This window comes from Actinopolymorpha pittospori (assembly GCF_014873875.1).
GTDB lineage: Bacteria > Actinomycetota > Actinomycetes > Propionibacteriales > Actinopolymorphaceae > Actinopolymorpha > Actinopolymorpha pittospori.
This window is the reverse complement of sequence record NZ_JADBEM010000001.1, coordinates 257,443-274,854: the sequence shown is the minus strand read 5'-3', so window position 1 is coordinate 274,854 and position 17,412 is coordinate 257,443. Positions and strand designations below refer to the sequence as shown.

The 17,412-nt window shown below is 67.1% G+C and carries 14 protein-coding genes and 1 pseudogene; 10 read left to right on the top strand and 5 right to left on the bottom strand.

Annotated elements, in window-relative coordinates; translation table 11 throughout:
* Nucleotide 1: 1 nt before the first annotated feature.
* The 4 genes and pseudogenes from HEB94_RS01330 to HEB94_RS54150 form a co-directional block, all read left to right on the top strand.
* Nucleotides 2-2,029 (top strand): NEW3 domain-containing protein, encoded by a 2,028-nt coding sequence (locus HEB94_RS01330; protein ID WP_192748264.1) that lies wholly within the window; start codon nt 2-4, stop codon nt 2,027-2,029.
* Entirely contained in the window at nt 1,978-2,754 is a 777-nt protein-coding gene (locus HEB94_RS01325) for a hypothetical protein (protein ID WP_192748263.1), read from the top strand. Before HEB94_RS01330 ends, HEB94_RS01325 begins: the two co-directional genes overlap by 52 nt.
* Before the next feature lie 203 nt (nt 2,755-2,957).
* A complete protein-coding gene (locus HEB94_RS01320) occupies nt 2,958-3,107 on the top strand; it encodes a glycoside hydrolase family 15 protein (protein WP_192748262.1) in 150 nt (49 codons plus the stop codon).
* A gap of 480 nt (nt 3,108-3,587) precedes the next feature.
* A pseudogene (locus HEB94_RS54150) lies at nt 3,588-3,689 on the top strand (camphor resistance protein CrcB); the annotation flags it as partial.
* A 213-nt stretch (nt 3,690-3,902) separates the two neighbouring features.
* On the opposite strand, the gene HEB94_RS01310 reads toward HEB94_RS54150, so the two are convergent.
* Genes HEB94_RS01310 through HEB94_RS01300 form a run of 3 tightly spaced genes read right to left on the bottom strand, consistent with a single transcriptional unit; the run spans nt 3,903 to nt 6,729 of the window.
* Nucleotides 3,903-4,937, bottom strand: coding sequence for a WD40 repeat domain-containing protein (locus tag HEB94_RS01310; RefSeq protein WP_192748260.1), 1,035 nt, complete (start codon nt 4,935-4,937; stop codon nt 3,903-3,905).
* Nucleotides 4,934-5,926 carry a CobW family GTP-binding protein gene (locus HEB94_RS01305; protein ID WP_192748259.1) on the bottom strand — a complete coding sequence of 331 codons (993 nt, stop codon included), beginning with the start codon at nt 5,924-5,926 and terminating at the stop codon, nt 4,934-4,936. Before HEB94_RS01305 ends, HEB94_RS01310 begins: the two co-directional genes overlap by 4 nt.
* Nucleotides 5,923-6,729, bottom strand: coding sequence for a transcriptional repressor (locus HEB94_RS01300; RefSeq protein WP_202896044.1), 807 nt, complete (start codon nt 6,727-6,729; stop codon nt 5,923-5,925). Before HEB94_RS01300 ends, HEB94_RS01305 begins: the two co-directional genes overlap by 4 nt.
* Nucleotides 6,730-7,146: 417 nt before the next feature.
* On the opposite strand from HEB94_RS01300, the gene HEB94_RS52105 reads away from it, so the two are divergent.
* The 4 genes from HEB94_RS52105 (at nt 7,147) to HEB94_RS01285 (ending at nt 10,026) form a co-directional block, all read left to right on the top strand.
* On the top strand, nt 7,147-7,269 hold the full coding sequence (locus HEB94_RS52105) for a hypothetical protein (protein WP_273374688.1): 123 nt from the start codon (nt 7,147-7,149) through the stop codon (nt 7,267-7,269).
* A gap of 586 nt (nt 7,270-7,855) precedes the next feature.
* Nucleotides 7,856-8,248, top strand: coding sequence for an SCO5389 family protein (locus HEB94_RS01295; RefSeq protein WP_192748258.1), 393 nt, complete (start codon nt 7,856-7,858; stop codon nt 8,246-8,248).
* Between the two features lie 356 nt (nt 8,249-8,604).
* Nucleotides 8,605-9,492, top strand: coding sequence for a fructose bisphosphate aldolase (locus tag HEB94_RS01290; RefSeq protein WP_192748257.1), 888 nt, complete (start codon nt 8,605-8,607; stop codon nt 9,490-9,492).
* Nucleotides 9,493-9,732: 240 nt separating this feature from the next.
* Nucleotides 9,733-10,026: a lysozyme family protein gene (locus HEB94_RS01285; RefSeq protein WP_192748256.1), complete on the top strand. Its 294-nt coding sequence runs from the start codon at nt 9,733-9,735 to the stop codon at nt 10,024-10,026.
* A gap of 1,323 nt (nt 10,027-11,349) precedes the next feature.
* On the opposite strand, the gene HEB94_RS01280 is transcribed toward HEB94_RS01285, so the two are convergent.
* Together HEB94_RS01280 and HEB94_RS01275 are read right to left on the bottom strand one after the other, a co-directional pair.
* On the bottom strand, nt 11,350-12,198 hold the full coding sequence (locus tag HEB94_RS01280; protein ID WP_202896043.1) for a methyltransferase domain-containing protein: 849 nt from the start codon (nt 12,196-12,198) through the stop codon (nt 11,350-11,352).
* Nucleotides 12,199-13,248: 1,050 nt separating this feature from the next.
* On the bottom strand, nt 13,249-13,893 hold the full coding sequence (locus tag HEB94_RS01275) for an FAD-dependent oxidoreductase (RefSeq protein WP_202896042.1): 645 nt from the start codon (nt 13,891-13,893) through the stop codon (nt 13,249-13,251).
* Between the two features lie 867 nt (nt 13,894-14,760).
* Between HEB94_RS01275 and HEB94_RS01270 the strand changes: the two genes are divergently transcribed.
* Complete coding sequence (locus HEB94_RS01270; protein WP_192748254.1) at nt 14,761-15,729, top strand: ATP-binding protein; 969 nt, start codon at nt 14,761-14,763, stop codon at nt 15,727-15,729.
* Between the two features lie 106 nt (nt 15,730-15,835).
* The gene (locus HEB94_RS01265) at nt 15,836-17,407 is read left to right on the top strand and encodes an ABC transporter substrate-binding protein (protein WP_192748253.1); all 1,572 of its coding nucleotides are present in this window, start codon (nt 15,836-15,838) and stop codon (nt 17,405-17,407) included.
* Nucleotides 17,408-17,412 lie beyond the last annotated feature (5 nt).

Genomic DNA, 17,412 nt, shown 5'->3' with positions numbered 1-17,412 from the left:
TTTGCCGGCGAACGCGGCGCAAGCGTCGCCGCCCAAGCCCGCGGAGGCAGGCTGGGGCAGCCCGGCCGACACTTGGCTGCCCAAGCCCAACGACGCACCTTCTGAGAACGGCCTGGCGCTCACGCCGCCGATGATCTTCAACAGCTGGGCAGTGACCGGCTGCGACATCTCCCAGCAGACCTTCGTCGACGCCGCGAACACCCTGGTCGACACAGGGCTCGCCGCCGCGGGCTACAACTCCATCAACATCGACGACTGCTGGTCGGCGGCCGAGCGCGACGCCGACGGCAACCTCGTGGCAGACGCCACCAAGTTCCCGAACGGAATGAAGTGGCTCGGCGACTACCTCCACGAGCGCGGGCTGAAGTTCGGGATCTACGCCGACGCCGGCACCAAGACCTGCGCCGGCTACCCCAGCAGCTGGGGCCACTTCGAACAGGACGCCGACACGTTCGCCTCGTGGGGCGTCGACCTCCTCAAGCTTGACGGCTGCAACATGCCCTCGATGGACGGGCAGACCTCCGACCAGGTGCTCCAGACGGCCTACACCCAGATGAGTGAAGCCCTGAAGGCCACCGGTCGACCCATCGTCTACTTCGAGTCCGCGCCCGCCTACGCCACCGACCTCCCGACCGTCCTGTCCTGGGCCAGCCAGATCGGCAACCTCTGGTACTCCCCGCAGGACGGCAGCGCAGAGTCGGCCCAGTACGCCGGGCCGGGACACTGGAACTTCTACACGACCTTGAAGCCGCAGGACTCGACGAGCACCATCGAGAAGCAGGCAGAGTTCAGCATGGCGGCCCAGCTGGCCTCACCGCTGGTCTTCAGCGCCGACCCGGCGACCCTGACCGCCGCCGAAGCCGAGACCATCTCCAACCCGGCCGTGATCGCGGTCGACCAGGACCCCTACGGCGCGCAGGGCACCTCGGTCGGCACGTACGGCAACGTCACAGTGTGGTCGAAGCCGCTCGCGAACGGCGACATCTCGGTCCTCTTCTCCAACAGCGGCGACACCAACGAGCGGGCCAGCCTGACCGCCTCCCAGGCCGGCTTCTCGATCGACGCCCCGGCCTACTCGCTGAGCAACCTGTGGACGGGGCAGACCACCCAGTCGGCGGGCACCATCTCCGCCGACGTGGCGCCGCACGGGGTCACGATGTACCGGGTGACACCGCTGCGCAGGGCGGCACCAGGGGCCGCGCCCGCCACCGACCTCATGGTCAGGGGCTCCGGATTCAGCACCGGTAGCACGGGACCGGTCAAGGTGACCCTCACCAACGACGGCGTCCAGTGGCTCAAGGACGTCGAAGTGTCCGTGACCACGCCGTCCGGCGGTACGGTCACCGCCACCTCCCCGGTGACCGTCCCCGAGATCGCACCGGGGGGCTCGGCGACCGCCACGTTCTCCCTCACCATGGGCGACGCCCCGGCCGGGCACGACGTGGAGATCGACGCCACGGCGACCTACCGTGTCCCGCCGACGCGAACGGCGTCCTCCGGGCGGAGGCAGCAGGTGCGCGGAGCCGAGTTCTCCCCGTCCCTGACCCCCTACACGCACCTGTCTGATGCCTTCAACAACGTCGCCATCACCGCCGACTCCGACACCAGCCCGGCCGGGCTGAACGGAGGCTTCGACGGCGCGGGCGGCACCTTCAGCCAGGAGTCGCTAGACGCCGCGACCGGGGTGAGCGGCGCGAAGCTGTCCGACGGCGCGTCCGCCGGCGCCACGGTCGACTACCAGGGAACCGTGTTCACGATGCCCGACGCGGCACCGGGCACGAAGGACAACGTCGTCGCGTCAGGGCAGACCGTGGCGCTGCGCGGTACGGGCAGCGCCGTCGCGTTCCTCGCGAGCGGCGCGGGCGCGACCTCGGGCACGGTAACCGTCAACTACACCGACGGCACGTCCTCCTCGGCGACCATCTCCGTACCGAGCTGGTACTACCACGGCCAGTCCACGGGCCCGCGGTGCCGGTCGTGCAGTCGCTGGGCAAGAACGCGCTCAAGGGTCACGCGAATCCCACGTTGACCTATGACGTGTACGACGTGACCGCGCCGATCACCGCGGGCAAGTCCGTCGCCTCCGTCACGCTGCCCAACGCTGACCTGCTCCACGTGTTCGCGATCGCCGTGGCACCGCAGACGCCGGTGTCTCCGGTCTTCTCCAGCTTCGAGCAGGCACTGGACAACGTCGCGATCACCGACGAGTCGGCGCCGAACCCGCCCGGCCTGAACGGCGGCTTCGACGGCGGCGGCAACACCTTCGACCAGCAGGCCCTGAACGCGGCGACCGGCTTGAACGGGGCCGTCCTGTCCAACGGCGCGTCCCCGGGCGCGACGATCACGTACAGCGGGGCGGTGCTGAGGATGCCGGACGTGCCCGCCGGCACGGTGGACAACGTCGTGGGATCCGGCCAGACGATCAAGATCTCCGGCACGGGCTCGGCGGTGGACCTGCTCGCCGCAGGCGCGGGAGCAACCAGCGGCACCCTCACCGTGACCTACACCGACGGGTCGACAACCTCGACCGACCTGTCCGTGCCGAGTTGGTACTACAGCGGCCAGGCGACCGGTAGCGCCGTGCCGGTCGTACAGTCCCTGGGACGAAACAAGACCACCGGCCCAGCCAACCCCACCAACCACTACGACGTGTACCTGCTCAGTGCACCCATCCCCGCGGGGAAGACGGTCGCCTCGCTGACCATGCCGACCAACGGTCTGTTCCACCTCTTCGCCCTGACCGTGGCTCCGTAGCCGCACTCCGCCACATCTCAACCACCCGGCCGCGTCGGCTACGGCTCGCACCGCTCGCGGCGCCGTCAGGCGCGGCGGGCGGGTGGCGGAGCTTCGTGCGGCCGGCACTCGCGTCCCGCCAGCCGGCTTCCAGCGCTCGGGCGGATCAGGGCACGGACCGCGAGCCGGCACCTTGGTCGCGGAAGCATGTTGAGAGCGAGGCCATGGAGGTGTTCGAGCGGGTGCTGGCCCTTACCAACGACGTAGCTCTGCTGGCCGAGGAATACGACCCGGTCCTGGAACGCCAGCTAGGCAACTTTCCCCAGGCGTTCACCCACATCAAGCTGATCCGTACGGCCCAGGCGCTCAGCTAAAGGCTGCCCCGCGTTAAGGCTGCCCTGCGTCCACACAGCGGAACAGGACCTGGCTATGTGAGCGGCGATCGGGAGGAACGGGCCAGCGCTGGTGTTCTAAGCTGGCGGTCAGCGACGATCGGGTCGGTGTGACGGGTCGGGCCGTGACGGCGGTTGGGCTCCCGGACCCGAACCGCGGCACATCCGCCGCCAACAGTCCCTACTTGTGACATCACGCGCCCAACACGGCGCCGCACGATTAGGAGACACATGTGGGTACACCCCGCCCGGACACCACCGAGGACAGCGCCGTGTCGGATCTGTTCGCGCCCGCGTCCCGGCGCGGGCGCCCACGCCAGGACGCCCCGGTCCTCGCAGTGATCGCGGTCGGCGGGGCGATCGGGGCCTGCGCCGCTACGCAGCATCCCTGCTCTGGCCGACCGCCTCCGCCAGTTCCGTGGACCATCCTGGCGGATAATTAACATCACCGGCCGCGCCGTCATGGGCATTCTGATGGTCCTGGTCAGCGAGGTCTGGCCAGGCCGCCGCCTGCTGCGGCCCTTCGTCGGCCCGGGCATCCTCGGCGGCTACACCACCTTCTCCACCTACGCCGCAGACATCCAGCGCCTGGTCGCTCTCGGCCACGCCACCACGGGACTGGCCCACCTGGGGGCTTACCGTCCTCGCGGCGCTCGCCGCCACCTGGGCCACCGCCACACTCACCCAACGCATCCTCACCCGGAGGTCGTCCCGATGACCAGGCTCACCGGCACCGCGCTACGCCTGACCGTCTTCGTCGGCGAAAGCGACACGACACTAGACATCGAAGGCCACCACGCGGACGGAGCCCGTACGGTCGGCCGCGGCGACGTGGTGGGCGTCGAGCCAGCGCAGCGCCACCCCGGGACCGTCGAGGCCGATGGTGTGCAGCGGAATCGTCGGCCGGCCGGGCGAGCCCGACTCGACCCGCCACACGGCGAGGTCGCCTTCGCTTCCGGTCGTGGCCAGGACGCCCGCTCCACCGGGCCGCCAGGCGAGCGCGGTCACGCTTCGATGGCCCGCGAGCAGGCGTGGCGCCCGCCCGGAGGGGCCCTTGCCCGCGAAGTCCCACACAGTGACCTCTGGCGCACCGTCGTTCGCGAACCAGCGGTCACCGTCGTCGAACGCGATCCGGGTCACTTTGTCGGGGAAGCCGGCCATCTCCAGCTCGTCTCCGTCCCGGGTACGCCAGATGTGCACGCTGCGGTCCTGGTTGCCGGTGCAGATCCAGCGACCGTTGCTCGAGGCGGCGATTGCCAGGTGCGAACCACTGTAGGGAAAGTGAGTCATCGGGGCGGGCTGGTGACGGGCGTAGCGGTAGACGCCGTTGTACGCCGCGACGGCGATCTCGCGTCCCTGCCGAAGCCAGCACATGTCGGTGACGGTGCTGGGCGCCGGTCCGGTGCTCCACAGTGGAGCCCCGCCGGTGGACAGGACGCTCACCCGCCGTCCGGAGGCGACCGCCAACCGGTCGTTGTCGAACCAGCGGGCCCGCGCCGACCACTCGCCGGTCTCGGTCACCTCCAGGCGTCCGTCGCGCGCGTGCCACACGGCGTGGCCGGCAGGTCCCACGAGGGCGAGGTGGGATCCGTCTGGGGAGAACGCGACATCGAGCAGCCCTTCTGCCATGGCGAGGGTGGCGACGGACTCACCGCGCTCGGTGTCGTAGACGCCGCACAGGCCACTCGCACCCGCCACCGCGAGCAGTCCAGAAGCGGCCGTGACGGCCACGGGTGCGTCGTCGAGGTCCGCTTGCCAGTGGACGGTGGCACCGTTGAGGGATCCTTGGGTGGTACTGGTCGCGGCCGTCATGCGTCGGCTCCGACCAGGCAGGTGGAGAACGCCGACTCCAGCTCGGCGCGGTCGAGGTTACGGCCGATGAACACCAGCCGGTTGACCCGCGCCTCGTCCGCGCGCCAGGGCCGTCCCTCGTCGCCGTCGAAAAGCATGTGGACGCCCTGGAAGACGTACTGGTTGGCCTGCCCGGAGACCGCCAGGATCCCCTTGGAGCGGAAGATGTCGACGCCCTTGGTCGCCAACAGCTCCCCGAGCCAGGTGTTGAGCCTGTCGACGTTCACCTCGCCGGGAACCTCGAACCCGACCGAGCCGACCGTCGCGTCGTGCTGGTGGTCGGTCTGTTCGAGGAAGAGCGGGTCCGTCTCCAGGACGCGGGAGAGGTCGAACGCTCCGACGTCGAGGATGTCGGCGAGATCCACCTTCGCGTGCTGGGCGGGGATGATCTCGGCGAGGGCGTTGATCTCGCGCAACCGCTGCTGGACGCCGGCGCGGGTGTCGTCGTCGACGAGGTCGGTCTTGTTGAGCACCAGGCGGTCCGCGAAGGCGACCTGTTCCAGGGCCTCGTTCTCGACGCCCTCCGGTTTGAGCTCGTCCAGGTGCGCGTGGATGTGGCGGGCGTCGATGAGGGTGATGATCGCGTCCAGCCGAAGTTGCTCGCGGATCTCGTCGTCCACGAAGAACGTCTGGGCGACCGGTGCGGGATCGGCGAGCCCGGTCGTCTCCACCACGATGCGGTCGAAGCGCTCACGCCGGCGCATGAGCGCGCCGAGGATGCGGATCAGATCACCGCGGACGGTGCAGCAGATACATCCGTTGTTCATCTCGAAGATCTCTTCCTGGGCATCGAGGACGAGTGCGTCGTCGATGCCGACCTCGCCGAACTCGTTCTCGATGACGGCGATGCGCATGCCGTGTTGTTCGGTGAGGATCCGGTTGAGCAAGGTCGTCTTGCCCGAGCCGAGGAAGCCGGTGAGGACGGTGACGGGTACCCGGCTGTCGGTCATTGGTGTTCTCCTTGGGGCACTGTTGTGCGGATGATCGTACGGATGTCGTCTGCGGTGACTGCGCTCAGCGGCTGGTGTAGCGTCCAGCGCCGCGGCGGTTCGGTGGGGGAGAGCACCGCGACGACGGTCTCGATCGGTGGGCAGTCCGGTTCGGCGCACGCGAGTTGTTGGATCACCACGGTGTGGTCGAGGCCGAGGTCGAGTGCGTCCCGCACGGTCTCCTTGAGCGCGGCGGTGTGCATCAGGTCGGGGCGGGTTCGGGCGGTGAGGGGCACGGGTCCAGGAGGTCGGTCGGTCATGGTGGGTGCTTCACCTTCGTTCGATAGGGCGCCGGTGGCTTGGCTGTTGTGGTGGTCGCCGCCGACTTGGTGGTGACAGGGGTCCCCGCGGCGGCAGGCGCCGCACACGCCAAGCAGGTCGGAGTGCTGCGGGTTAGGTACGAAGTCCTCCTCCGCGCCGATCTGCTCCATCCAGGCGGCGGTGTTGCGGACGGGTCGTTCGATGACCAGCCCGCACACCTCGCACACGAGGTGGTGGTGTGGTCCGTACCGGCAGTGCCGATACGTCTGCTCACCATCTCGGGTGAAGGAGTGCGCGACGCCGGCATCCGCGAGCGCGTGCAGGGTCCGATACACGGTGGTCAGCCCGACGGCATAACCCTGCGTGCGCAGGTGTCTGTGGACCTCGAGCGCGCTCACCGGTCGCTGCCGGCCCTCCATGGCGGCCAAAACGACCCGGCGCTGCATGGTGGGCGCCAGGCCGGCGGCACGGAGTTCGTCGGCGGTCCGGTCAGCGGCTCTCACCCCAAGAGGATAAGCGAAAACGAAAACTATGTTCAATAGAGGCTACAGGCTACGCGGAGTCCATCGCCGCGCCATCCAGGCCGCCACATCACACCCCATCTCAAGCCGCAACGCCACTCGCCGCCGGCGACGACGTCACTCCAGCGTCCCAACCACTGAAGGTCAACCCACCCAGGTAGGGCGGTCGGCGGTCGGCAGGCGGCTCTGGATAACGTCTCCACTCCAACGACGGGCTAGTCTCTCCGGATCTAGAGATCCAAAGTTGGTTCCAACATCCTGCGCGAGTCAGCCTCGATGTGGATGTGGTCGCCTGCTTCGCTGCACGTGTCGCCTGGGCAACCGCCGCAGTCCGAAGGCTCCGACAGGTGCAGCCTGTAATGGCGAATCTCGTCGCGATGATCTGGGCAGGACGCTCGGATGGCCGGCGGTGAAGAGCTGCGGGTGAGCGACTCCACCGCGAGCCTGGCGGTGCCCTGCTCGATCGAGTTCCGTGGACCGGGGGTTCGCGCGCATACGGAAGCGGTGGCCGGCCAGGAGTGACAGGAGCCATCAGGCGCCGGCCTCGGCGTCAAGGTCCGTGCCTACCCGTCTGGCGGCCTGCCCTTCGCGAAGTTGGGTCGCGAGGGCTCGGCGAGGCGGGCCATGGCAGCGCGGGCAGCCTCCTGGACTCGAGATCAACGGCGTCGGCGAACGGGACGCCGGTGGCGCCGCGTCTGTGAAGCTGATGCGACTTTGCCGGGGCCCTGGGTGTCGAGGGTCGCTGGTCCGCCCAGCGTTCCTGGCGTTGAGGAAGGTCCCGTCGCCTCGCGCGAAGTCGATGTTGCCTCACGGGCTGCTTGTCGGTCTTCTCTCTTCTCCCACCCTCGTAGGAGCGAACTTCCATTTTGCGTGCCGCGTCCCGCGCCCGGTGGGTGTGGTTGCTGGTTGTGGTCGATCGCACTCGTCCAACCACCGGGGCCTCGTGGTCCTTGCTGTCATCACGTCCTCGCCGCGGCGAGGTGACAGTTCTCCCACCTCCGCACTTGCCCGAGCCGCAAGGGTTGCAGCAGTCACCTCCCGTGTGTATAGATGGACTATCCGTTATGAAAACGGTTATCGATCCAAGTAGCTTAGGAGAGAACCAGATATGTCGCTGCAAGTATCAACCGCGCTGCTGGAACGAGCTGAGCGCGGTGACGTCGACGACGCGGAGTTCGTCGACGTCGTTCGTAGTTCGCTTCCCTACGCCTGGGAGGTGGTCAGCGCGGTAGCCGCCGACCTCAGCACCGCCCCTGCGCCCTTCGCTGATCACGCGATCCCGCCACCCAATGAGGAGTGTCGTGGTCAACTGCTTCGCGCTCTCGCCTCTGACGCGATCCGCGGTGGCCTGGAGCGACACTTCGGTGTCCGGCTGGCGTTCCAGAACTGCCACCGAGTCGCGGCGTTCAGCCAGTCTGCCGTCGGTGGTGAGCAGTACGCCGCATTCATCTCGCCACGGGGTCAACTGCTGAACCAGAGCCCAGAACTTCGCGACTGCTGACTGGGACGGCACGGAGAGGGCCGGCGACGGGCTCGCCGGCCCTCCCCTGCGGGGCTCCTGTGCATCATGCTCACCGGCTGTGCGATATCCGGACGAGAGCGGCAGGTCATGTCGCGTCGGTGGCGGCGCTCGCTGAGTCGATCCTGGTGCGCGAGTCTAGTTCTCCATGGTTGGCAGAAGCCTCGTGACGTGCGGGGCGAGCAGGTTGAGGTTAGGACCGCTGCAACACACGTGGACCCACATGAGCCGAGGATAGGGAGCCACGGTGGCGAGCCGGCGCAGTAATGAAAATCGATCCCAATTAGACTCCGGTCGCCGCTCGCGTTCCGGCGAGCGTATCGTTCCAGGAGGCCGACATGCCCGTTCAGCAGCAGATCGCCAGCTTCGAAAGCGGCAAGGGGTTCATCGCCGCCCTCGATCAGAGCGGTGGGAGCACTCCCAAGACGCTCCGGGCGTACGGCATCGACGAGTCGCGGTACTCGACGGAAGCGGAGATGTTCGACCTCATCCACGCCGCGCGCGCCCGCATCGTGATGAGCCCGTCCTTCACAAGTGACCGCGTCCTCGGCGCGATCCTCTTCGAGGCGACCCTCGACCGTGAGATCGATGGCAGGGGCTTCGCCGAGTACCTGTGGGAGGAGAAGGGGATCATCCCCATTCTGAAGATCGACAAGGGGCTCGAGGACGAGTGCGAGGGCGTGCGGTTGCTCCGCGACATTCCAGGACTCGACGAGCTCCTGGCCAGGGCTGGGGCCAAGGCCGTCTTCGGCACGAAGGAGCGCTCGGTTGTTCACGCCGCGAATCCAGAGGGGATCGCACGCGTCGTCGCGCAACAGTTCGAGCTAGCCGAGCGCGTCCTGGCGGCAGGGCTGGTGCCGATCGTCGAACCCGAGGTCGACATTAACGCGCCCGACAAGGACGAGGCGGAGGCGTTGCTGAAGGCGGAGATCCTGAAGCGTCTCGACTCGCTCCGTGACCGGAAGGTCGCTCTCAAGCTGACGATCCCCACGGTCGACGATTTCTACGCGGATCTCATCGCACATCCCAAGGTCGCGCGGGTCGTCGCCCTGTCCGGTGGCTACAGCCGTGAGGACGCCAATGTACGGCTCGCCCGCAACCCCGGCCTCATCGCGAGCTTCAGTCGAGCGCTCCTCGATGGTCTCACGGCGCAGCAGAGCGAAATGGAGTTCGACCGCACCCTCGACGCCTCCATCGAGTCGATCTACCGGGCGTCGATCACCTGATCACATAGATACCCCCATGTGCGTATCGACCAGATGGGGGTCTCTGGCGCGGTTCCGCTCCATCGAGGGGGGCCGCGCGTGCCGAATGGACCAGATGAGTGCGGACGATGCCTGCGCTGCTCGACGAGCCGGCGTCGCCGCAGTAGCTCGCCGGTCAACTCGTCGATCGCGGGGTGATGCTGTACCCATCTGCTGGGTGGCCCCGCAACGTGGTCTATGCGGATGTCACGTTGTCCAACTATGCCCCGCTCGAAGAGCACAACGTCATCGAGACCCTCGACGCAACCTGCGCGAGACGCGGCCGCCATCCCTTCCACCTGGACCGACGCCGCCCGGGATGGCAACGGCGTCGGCGTCACCAACATCAATCAGATCGAAGACGCCGCACTGACCGTCGCCTCCTACCTGTGCGAGGCCGGCGGCGCCCCCATCGTCGCCGCGAACTGGATCAACGCGATCGCCGCCTACAACGCCAGCGTGGACGACGACAACCGAGTCGCGAAGGCCGCGAACCACCATGCGACCGTGAGGTGAGCGATGACACGATGGCCCGGATGCTGCTCGATGTCGACGATTTCACGGGCACAGGGGCGTGCGCGGTCGGCGTCCGACATGACGGGACGGCTTCAAGGATGAAGAGATCAAATGCGGTGACCGAGCCATGAAGAGTGGCCGGTGTCGAGCTCCCAGGTGACGAGGCCGTCTGGGTGAGCGGGCCGGTCCCGCGAAGCCGGTCGACACGGGAGTGGAGGGAGTCCACGACGCGTTCAGTGTCCTGGGGGAGTGAGGGTGCGGGTCGTTCCAGGAGCGCGGAGCGTGTCGTAATGTCGATCAGGCCAGCCCGGTTGAGTGCGTCGGTCCATCTGTACGGCATCGAGACCCTGCCTGGTAGCGCCTGTCGCATGAGTGTGCGCCACTCGCCGGCGCGCACAGGGCGGCCGAGGAGCGCTAAAACGACGACTTCGTCGAGCCATTGGGCTAATCAGTGCGACGGTCTCGCCGACGGTGACAGCCAAGTCGACCTCGGAGACGATCGTCCGTCCGCCGCGGCCCGGGCCAGCCGTTTGGCCTTGATCCCCAATGGAGCCGCATCTCCAGCCCCGGCGCGCCGGCGCCGACCTCCCAGGGCAGGTGGGAACCCCCGCACCACCTTCAGCCAGTGCCAGTCGGCCACCGGCGGGCCAGCGGGCCTGCGAGGGCGCGTCTATCGCAGCTTGCTGGTCACTCATGTGGTGAACGACGGCAGGTGCCCAGATGATGAGTTCAGGCGTCCCTGTCACCACGGGGCGGAGCCCCTCGAGCCTGTGCTCGAGGTCGTGGTGGACGACCTCCGCGCGGGTGGAGTCGAATCGGCCTCGGCGAGGTTGGTAAGGGCTGCCTCGAGGATCCCCGGCGTGGCGTCGAGCGACGATCTTGCCGCCCGGCGGTAGTCCAAGGCGAGAGCCTTCGCCATGCCGGTTCCCGCAGCCGACGAGTGCCAGTGTGTCGGTCGGTTCGGTCAGTGTCGCGGCCAAGTCGGCGTATGCGTCATCATGTGCCGCGCTCGAGGTCGCTCATGCTTCCGCACAGTCGAGGGCCGAGCTGTTGTTGACGGCTGGCTGGTCGGTCATTTGCGGTCCTGTGCGCTTGCTTGCTCCGAGATCGGTGGTATCCGGGGCCGGGTCAGGCCGTCATGCTGGGCAGCGAGCGATCGCGTGTCGATCCCGCTCGCTTTTTGGCAATCTTTTCCGGAGTGATCGTTGGGGCCGCTGCGACTCGGTGACTGAACAGAGCTGAAGCGGCCACACGCGAATGCGCCAGACTGCCGTGACCAACGCTGCCGCAACCAACGAGGTGGACGCTCTGTCCCTTCCTAGACTAACGACGCCGACCCGTCACAAGAATCGTCGGATGTACTACGTAGTAGCCGGGCTGCTCGGGCAGGTAGCGTGCGCTCTCAGGGGAGAGTAGTTCCTCGGCATCCGCGATGTCGGTGGCTGACATGCCGGCTTCGCTGCCGCATGATCTGGCGGACTCCAGTAGTTCCGGGAACACCGTCTGTTCCAGGTAGGGGCGGACGGTGGGGTCGCTGTCGACGGGGAACCCGACCCTCGGGAAGATGCGGACGTCGACGTCGTTCAGCCCGGCTAGGATCAGCCATTCGACATGGCGTTCAGAGTGTGTGGGACCAGCCCCGGGAAGCCCCCAGCGCAGTTCCGAAGCGGTCCGAAGCTGCCGTTCGAGACGGGAGTGACCGGGCAAGAACATCGCCTGGTAGTAGTTGCTGTAGAAGAGCGCGAGGGTGCCATCCGACTTCAGGGCGGCTGCCATCTTCCGTACCACATCGAGGGGCTTCTTGAAGTTGCCGGGCCAGACCACGTCGCTGGCCCAGATGGCATCAAACGTTCCGTCTGCGTTAGCGGACTCTGTCAGGAGATCCCGGAGATCACCCACGCTGAGCTCCACCCGTTCGCTCACGCCGTTCTTCTCGGCATGTTCGGCCGCCATGGAGATGACGCCAGGGTTCAGATCGATCCCCAGCACGGTGGTGTCAGCGGCAGACGCCCTCACCAGTGGTGCCAGCGCCCCGCCCCCACCTGTGCCGGCGTCGAGGATCTGCGATGCCTGCGTCAGCTGCAGCGAAGCGATGGCAAGCTCCACAGCCGGTGCCATGAAAGCCCGATTGGTTTGAAGGTAGGCCTCAAGTCTGGGGTCGAGCCGCTCCACGTGAGTACTCCCGCGCCTTCGACGGTAATTGATAACGATTGTCATTATAATAGAGCCGAAGGAACTACTACGACGCGGGTGCCGGTTGGCCGGCGCGTGGATGTCGAGAGTAAGGACGTTCGCGTCCTCACTTAGCTTAGGCGCACTCTGCCAGGCCGATCCGGCTCGGTGACGCCTCGTCTGCCACTGATCTTCGGAGGACCTAGCTCATGGCTCGTAGAGAGATCTCCAGTCCGGCTGCGCACGTGGGCGCGTCGTGCACGGTGACCGTGTGCCGGGGCTGCTGCTGTGGAACCGCAAAGGTGTCGCGGATCGACCATGCTGCCCAGCTCGCCAGGCTGTGCCATGCCCTGGGCAGCGACGTACGGGTACGACTCAGCGGCTGCCTTGACGTCTGTGCGTACGGCAACGTCCTTGTGGTGCAACCTTCGGCGACGGGCCGGACTGCCGGGGGTCGCCCAATGTGGTTGGGACTGGTCAACGACCTCGAGGTCGTGGACGTCATCGCTGCCTGGGTTCGGGCCGGTGGTCCTGGCTTGGTAGAGCCGTCGGACGTGTTGGCTTTGTACGCGTTCACGCCCTCCCGGCGCCTCAGCCAAGCGCTATCGTCGTGAGGCTCGGGGTGATGCTCGGGTCGCCGCGTCAGTGGGTGATCCGCGCGGCGGGGACTCGGGTTCGGGGTGGGTTGCCCGCAGGCACGCAGGTCCGAGTTGTCGCTGTGGCTGCGCCAGCAAGAAGCGCCGCGGTCTGGGATGTGGTGCTGTGGCGAGGCGGCCGCGAAGCGACCGAGCCGCGGACTTCTTCGACCTAGGCGGTGATTTCCTCCTCGCCATCCGGGGCGCTGCGGCAGGTGGCGACCGAGGTTGGGTGGTCGTTCCCGTCCGGGAGTTTCTCGGCCTTCCTACACTGGTCGGCCTGCCGGCAGCCGTTCGCGGGGTGGGCGTCCTGTCCAGCGTGACGACCGTCATGACACCACCACCCAGTGGTGTGCCGGTTGGTGGCGGGTCGGTCATGGCCCCCTACCCTGCCGGCGCCAGGATCGAGGGCAGATCAGCCCTGGGTGGCCCGCACGGCTCCCGGACCGGCTAATGATCCGACCGCACATACGCCGTCGGCGGCCCCCATCACGACGAACGTGAGCGCATCCGGCAGCGCCGCCAGCTGGGCCATGTCTCCCGCCGCGAACACACCACGAACGGTTGTGCGCTGGAACTGGTCGACACGCACACATCCGTCCGGAAGCAGTTCGCACCCGAGATCGGTCGCCAGGGACGCCTGCTGGCGGGTCGGCCGGTGGAAGATCGCCTGCCTGGCCAGTTGGGCGCCGTCTTCGAAGTACAGGACCAACGCATCGAGTTCCCTCTCAACTTTGACCAGCAGTGCGTGACGTATGGCGATCCCATGCCTGGTGAGCCGGTCGGCGACGTAGAGGGCCTGCGTCGCCTGCGGAGGCGTCTGACCGACCACCGCGAGCGTCTTGCCGCGCGCTTCGCATTCGTGGCAGAAGCGGCGGCGGAACACGCTGGACCCGAAGCGTTCGGTCAGGCCCGATACGCCGGTAACTTCGTCCACCTGCTCCGTGGTGAGGATCAGCCGGCCGGCCTCGACCCTCGTACGATCCGCCAGTTCCACGGTGAAGCCGCCAGGCGTGCCCTTCGTAGCGTCGACCTGACCGTGGTGGACCTCCACCGTCATGTACGCGGCGAGATCGGCGCGACCGACTTGAAGCAGCTCCGCAGCGGGAAAGTCTGCTCACCAGCGTGTGCATCCCCTGAGCCGGTGCGTTGCCGGCGTCCACCACGAGAACCCGGCGGCTCTGGCGGCCAAGGAGCAGTGCCGCGCTCAGTCCGGTCTGGCCGCCACGAAGAACGACCACATCAAAGTCCGTCACGCGTCCGGGCGCCCCATTCGTGCTAATGAAAATCGTTATCGACTCCATGTATCCTAGGCTAGGCCCGGCAGGACTGTCCTCCCTTTAGGGTGACCTAGGGCGGATATGGAGCTTCGATCCGCTCGGGTGGGCGGTGGACGAAGACACGCTCAGTGCTGTCGAACGGGCCGAGTTCGCGAAGATCCGTCACGAGCCGACTCGGTCGGCGCCGATCGCGACGAGGACCGCGCTACGACAGGTACTGGGCGCTCGCCTGGGGCTTTCGCCTACGCCTGTGCCGCTGTGTCGTACGGCAACGGGGAAGCTGATCAGCCTAGGCGACTACCCGGCGTGGCGCTCGCGATGGCATGGGCAGACGCTTCCGTCTCGGTGTCGAGGACCACGTCGACCGCGTGCTTGAGGCCGCCGATGGCTGCCGCGGTCCGGTCCGTCCTGACTGGCCGGACAGCCGTCGGTGCGCATTACGCTGCCGACGTCCTCGACCCCGTTGTGATGACCGAGGAACTGACGGGCGACCCGCTCGTCCACTCGATGTCGGCAGAGATCTAGCTTCGGCACCATCCCCGCAATGGCAGGTTGCCGGAAACGCGCAGCGACCGCTTGACACCCCACAGCGAACATGGGTATGAAAACGGTTTGCAAGCAGCCTCGCGAATCGAAAGAGCCCGCTTATGAAGATCGCTTTTGTTGGTAAGGGTGGCGCTGGGAAGACGACGCTCGCCGCGCTGGTCAGTTCCTACTTCGCGTCTCAGGGGCGGACGGTGCTCGCCGTGGACGCGGACATCAACCAGAATCTCGCCGCCGCACTGGGGGTGCCATCTGGGGAGGGCGCCGAGGTTCTTCCGTTGGGTGAATATCTCACCGAGATCAAGGAGTACCTGCGAGGTGACAACCACCGGATCGCTTCGGCGGCTGAGATGGTGAAGACTACTCCGCCTGGCCGGGGTTCGCGGCTGCTGCGGATAACGGAGCAGAATCCGATCTGGGAGCGATGCCTGCGCGGGTGGGGAGGGGTTCGCCTCGCGGTGACGGGTGGGTTCGCGGAGTCCGACCTTGGTGTGGCCTGCTACCACTCCAAGGTCGGTGCGGTGGAGTTGATCCTTAACCACCTCGTCGACGCCCCGGACGAGTACGTCGTGGTGGACATGACAGCAGGAGCTGACGCCTTCGCCTCCGGCCTGTTCACCCGTTTCGACCGCACGTTCGTCGTGTGTGAGCCGACCATGCGAAGCGTCGGGGTGTATCGGCAGTACCTGGACTACGCGCGCGAGTACGACGTCGCGCTCTCGGTCCTCGGCAACAAGGTCGGCGACGCTGCGGACAGGGCGTTCCTCGAGGAGGAGATCGGCGCTGACCTGTTCGCCTGCCTTGGTATGTCGGCGCATGTGCGAGCTGCCGAGCAGGGATGTAGCCGCCCCATCGAAGATCTGGAGCCGTTCAACGTCGCTGTACTCCAGCGCATGCGTGAGGAGGTCGAGTGCACGGTGCAGGACTGGGAGCGCTTCACCAGGCAGGCGGTGCAGTTCCATCTGCGAAACGCCGAAGCCTGGGCCAATGCCGCCACGGGCCGGGATCTCGCCGCGCAGATCGACCCGGACTTCGTACTCGGCCCGGCGACCCTGGCGCCGTCGCCGACATGAGGATCTTAGGGGCGCTCCTATCGCAAATGAGAGCGATTTTCATTACACTCTGACGGGAACTCGGTCGCCCCCACGGCAAGTGCCTTCTCATCCGGAGTGTGGTCAGATGTCGCGTACGCGACTGTGGTGTGCCCTTGCCGTCGCCCTGGTCAGCGTCCTCGCCGCGTGTTCGGCGGCCGGCCCGCCCGCGGCCGAAGGCCCTCGCACGGCCAGCTCCACTCGCGAAGACGTCGTACGGTTCGTCACCCCGTTCGTGGTGAGGAGCCTTGATCCCATCCAGCAGGGCTTCTGGTCACCGGAGTGGGGCTACGGCGAGATGCTGATGCGGGCCACCGAGGAAGGTCAGGTCGAACCATGGCTGTTGGAGAGACTGACCCCTGAGTCCCCGACATCCTGGAAGCTGGTGTTGCGGCCGAACGTCACATTCGCCAACGGTAGGAAGCTGGACGCGAGGACATTGAAGGCGGTCTTCGATCGGCACATCGCAGCCAACCCGCTCGTGGAGGAGCGGATCCCCGGGGTGGAGGTGAAAGTGCTCGATGGAGGCACCTTGCGGCTCACCACCGCCGAGCCGGTGGCTGACCTGCCGAATCTGCTCGCGGACGAACAGATGATCTCGGTGTTCGACGTCGAGGCGGTCGCACGGGCAGGGCAGGACGTCCAAGAGCTTGTCGGACAGGGCATTTACACCGGCCCCTTCGACGTGACCAAGCTTTCCGCGGAGGAGATGGTCCTCGAACGCAACGAGGACTACTGGGGTGGCGAGGTGGTGCTCGCCGGCGCTCGCGTCCGGTTCGTTCCGGACGGGCAGGCACGGGTGTTGGCCGTTCGCGGCGGTGAGGCCGACGTCGCCCTGTATCCACCGACGGAGTTGCTCGGACCGTTGCGGACCGCGAAAGCGGGTCCGCGCATGGCCCTCGCTCGTCAGCCGCTCCAGCAACTCCGGGCGTTCCTCAACCTGCACAAGCTGCCGATGCGTGACCGCGCCGTCCGGCAGGCAATCGCGGCCGGCATCGACTATCAGGCGATCGCGGAGGAGGTGCTGGACGGCATCTACAGCACTCCCACAGGGCTGTTCCCAGAGTCGATGTCCTTCGCTCAGCCGACCCAGCAGACAAACACCGCCAGAGCCCGCGACCTTCTCGAGGATGCCGGCTGGCGCGTCGGCACCGACGGTGTCCGTAGTAAGGGCGGCGTACCGCTTGCGATCCGGTTGCTGACATATCCCCAGCAGCCGGACACCAGAACGATCGCCGTCGCGATGGAGTCACAGCTGCGCCCGCTCGGCTTCGACGTGGACATCAGCGAGGTCCCCAACAACTACGAGGCGATGGAGGACCGGCGGGCATGGGATGTGGGCTTATCCTTCGACGGTACCCTCGGTTACACCTACGACCCGGTGGCCCCTCTGCACGACTTCCTCACCACACACGGCTCGAGGAACTTTGGCGGCGTCGCCGATCCGGATCTCGACGCGCTCGTGGCCAGGCTGTCGGCGACAACCGGTTCGGCCGAGCGGTCCTCCCTGCTCGCCGACGTCCAGCGGATCATCGCCGACCAGTGCTACACCGTGATCGTCGCCCAGCGATCGTCTCCGGCCGTGGTCAGTGCCACCTACGGCAGCTATCGGCCATCCTCGGTCCTGCACCATCTGACGGCGACGACTCGGTCCGGCTGACTGGT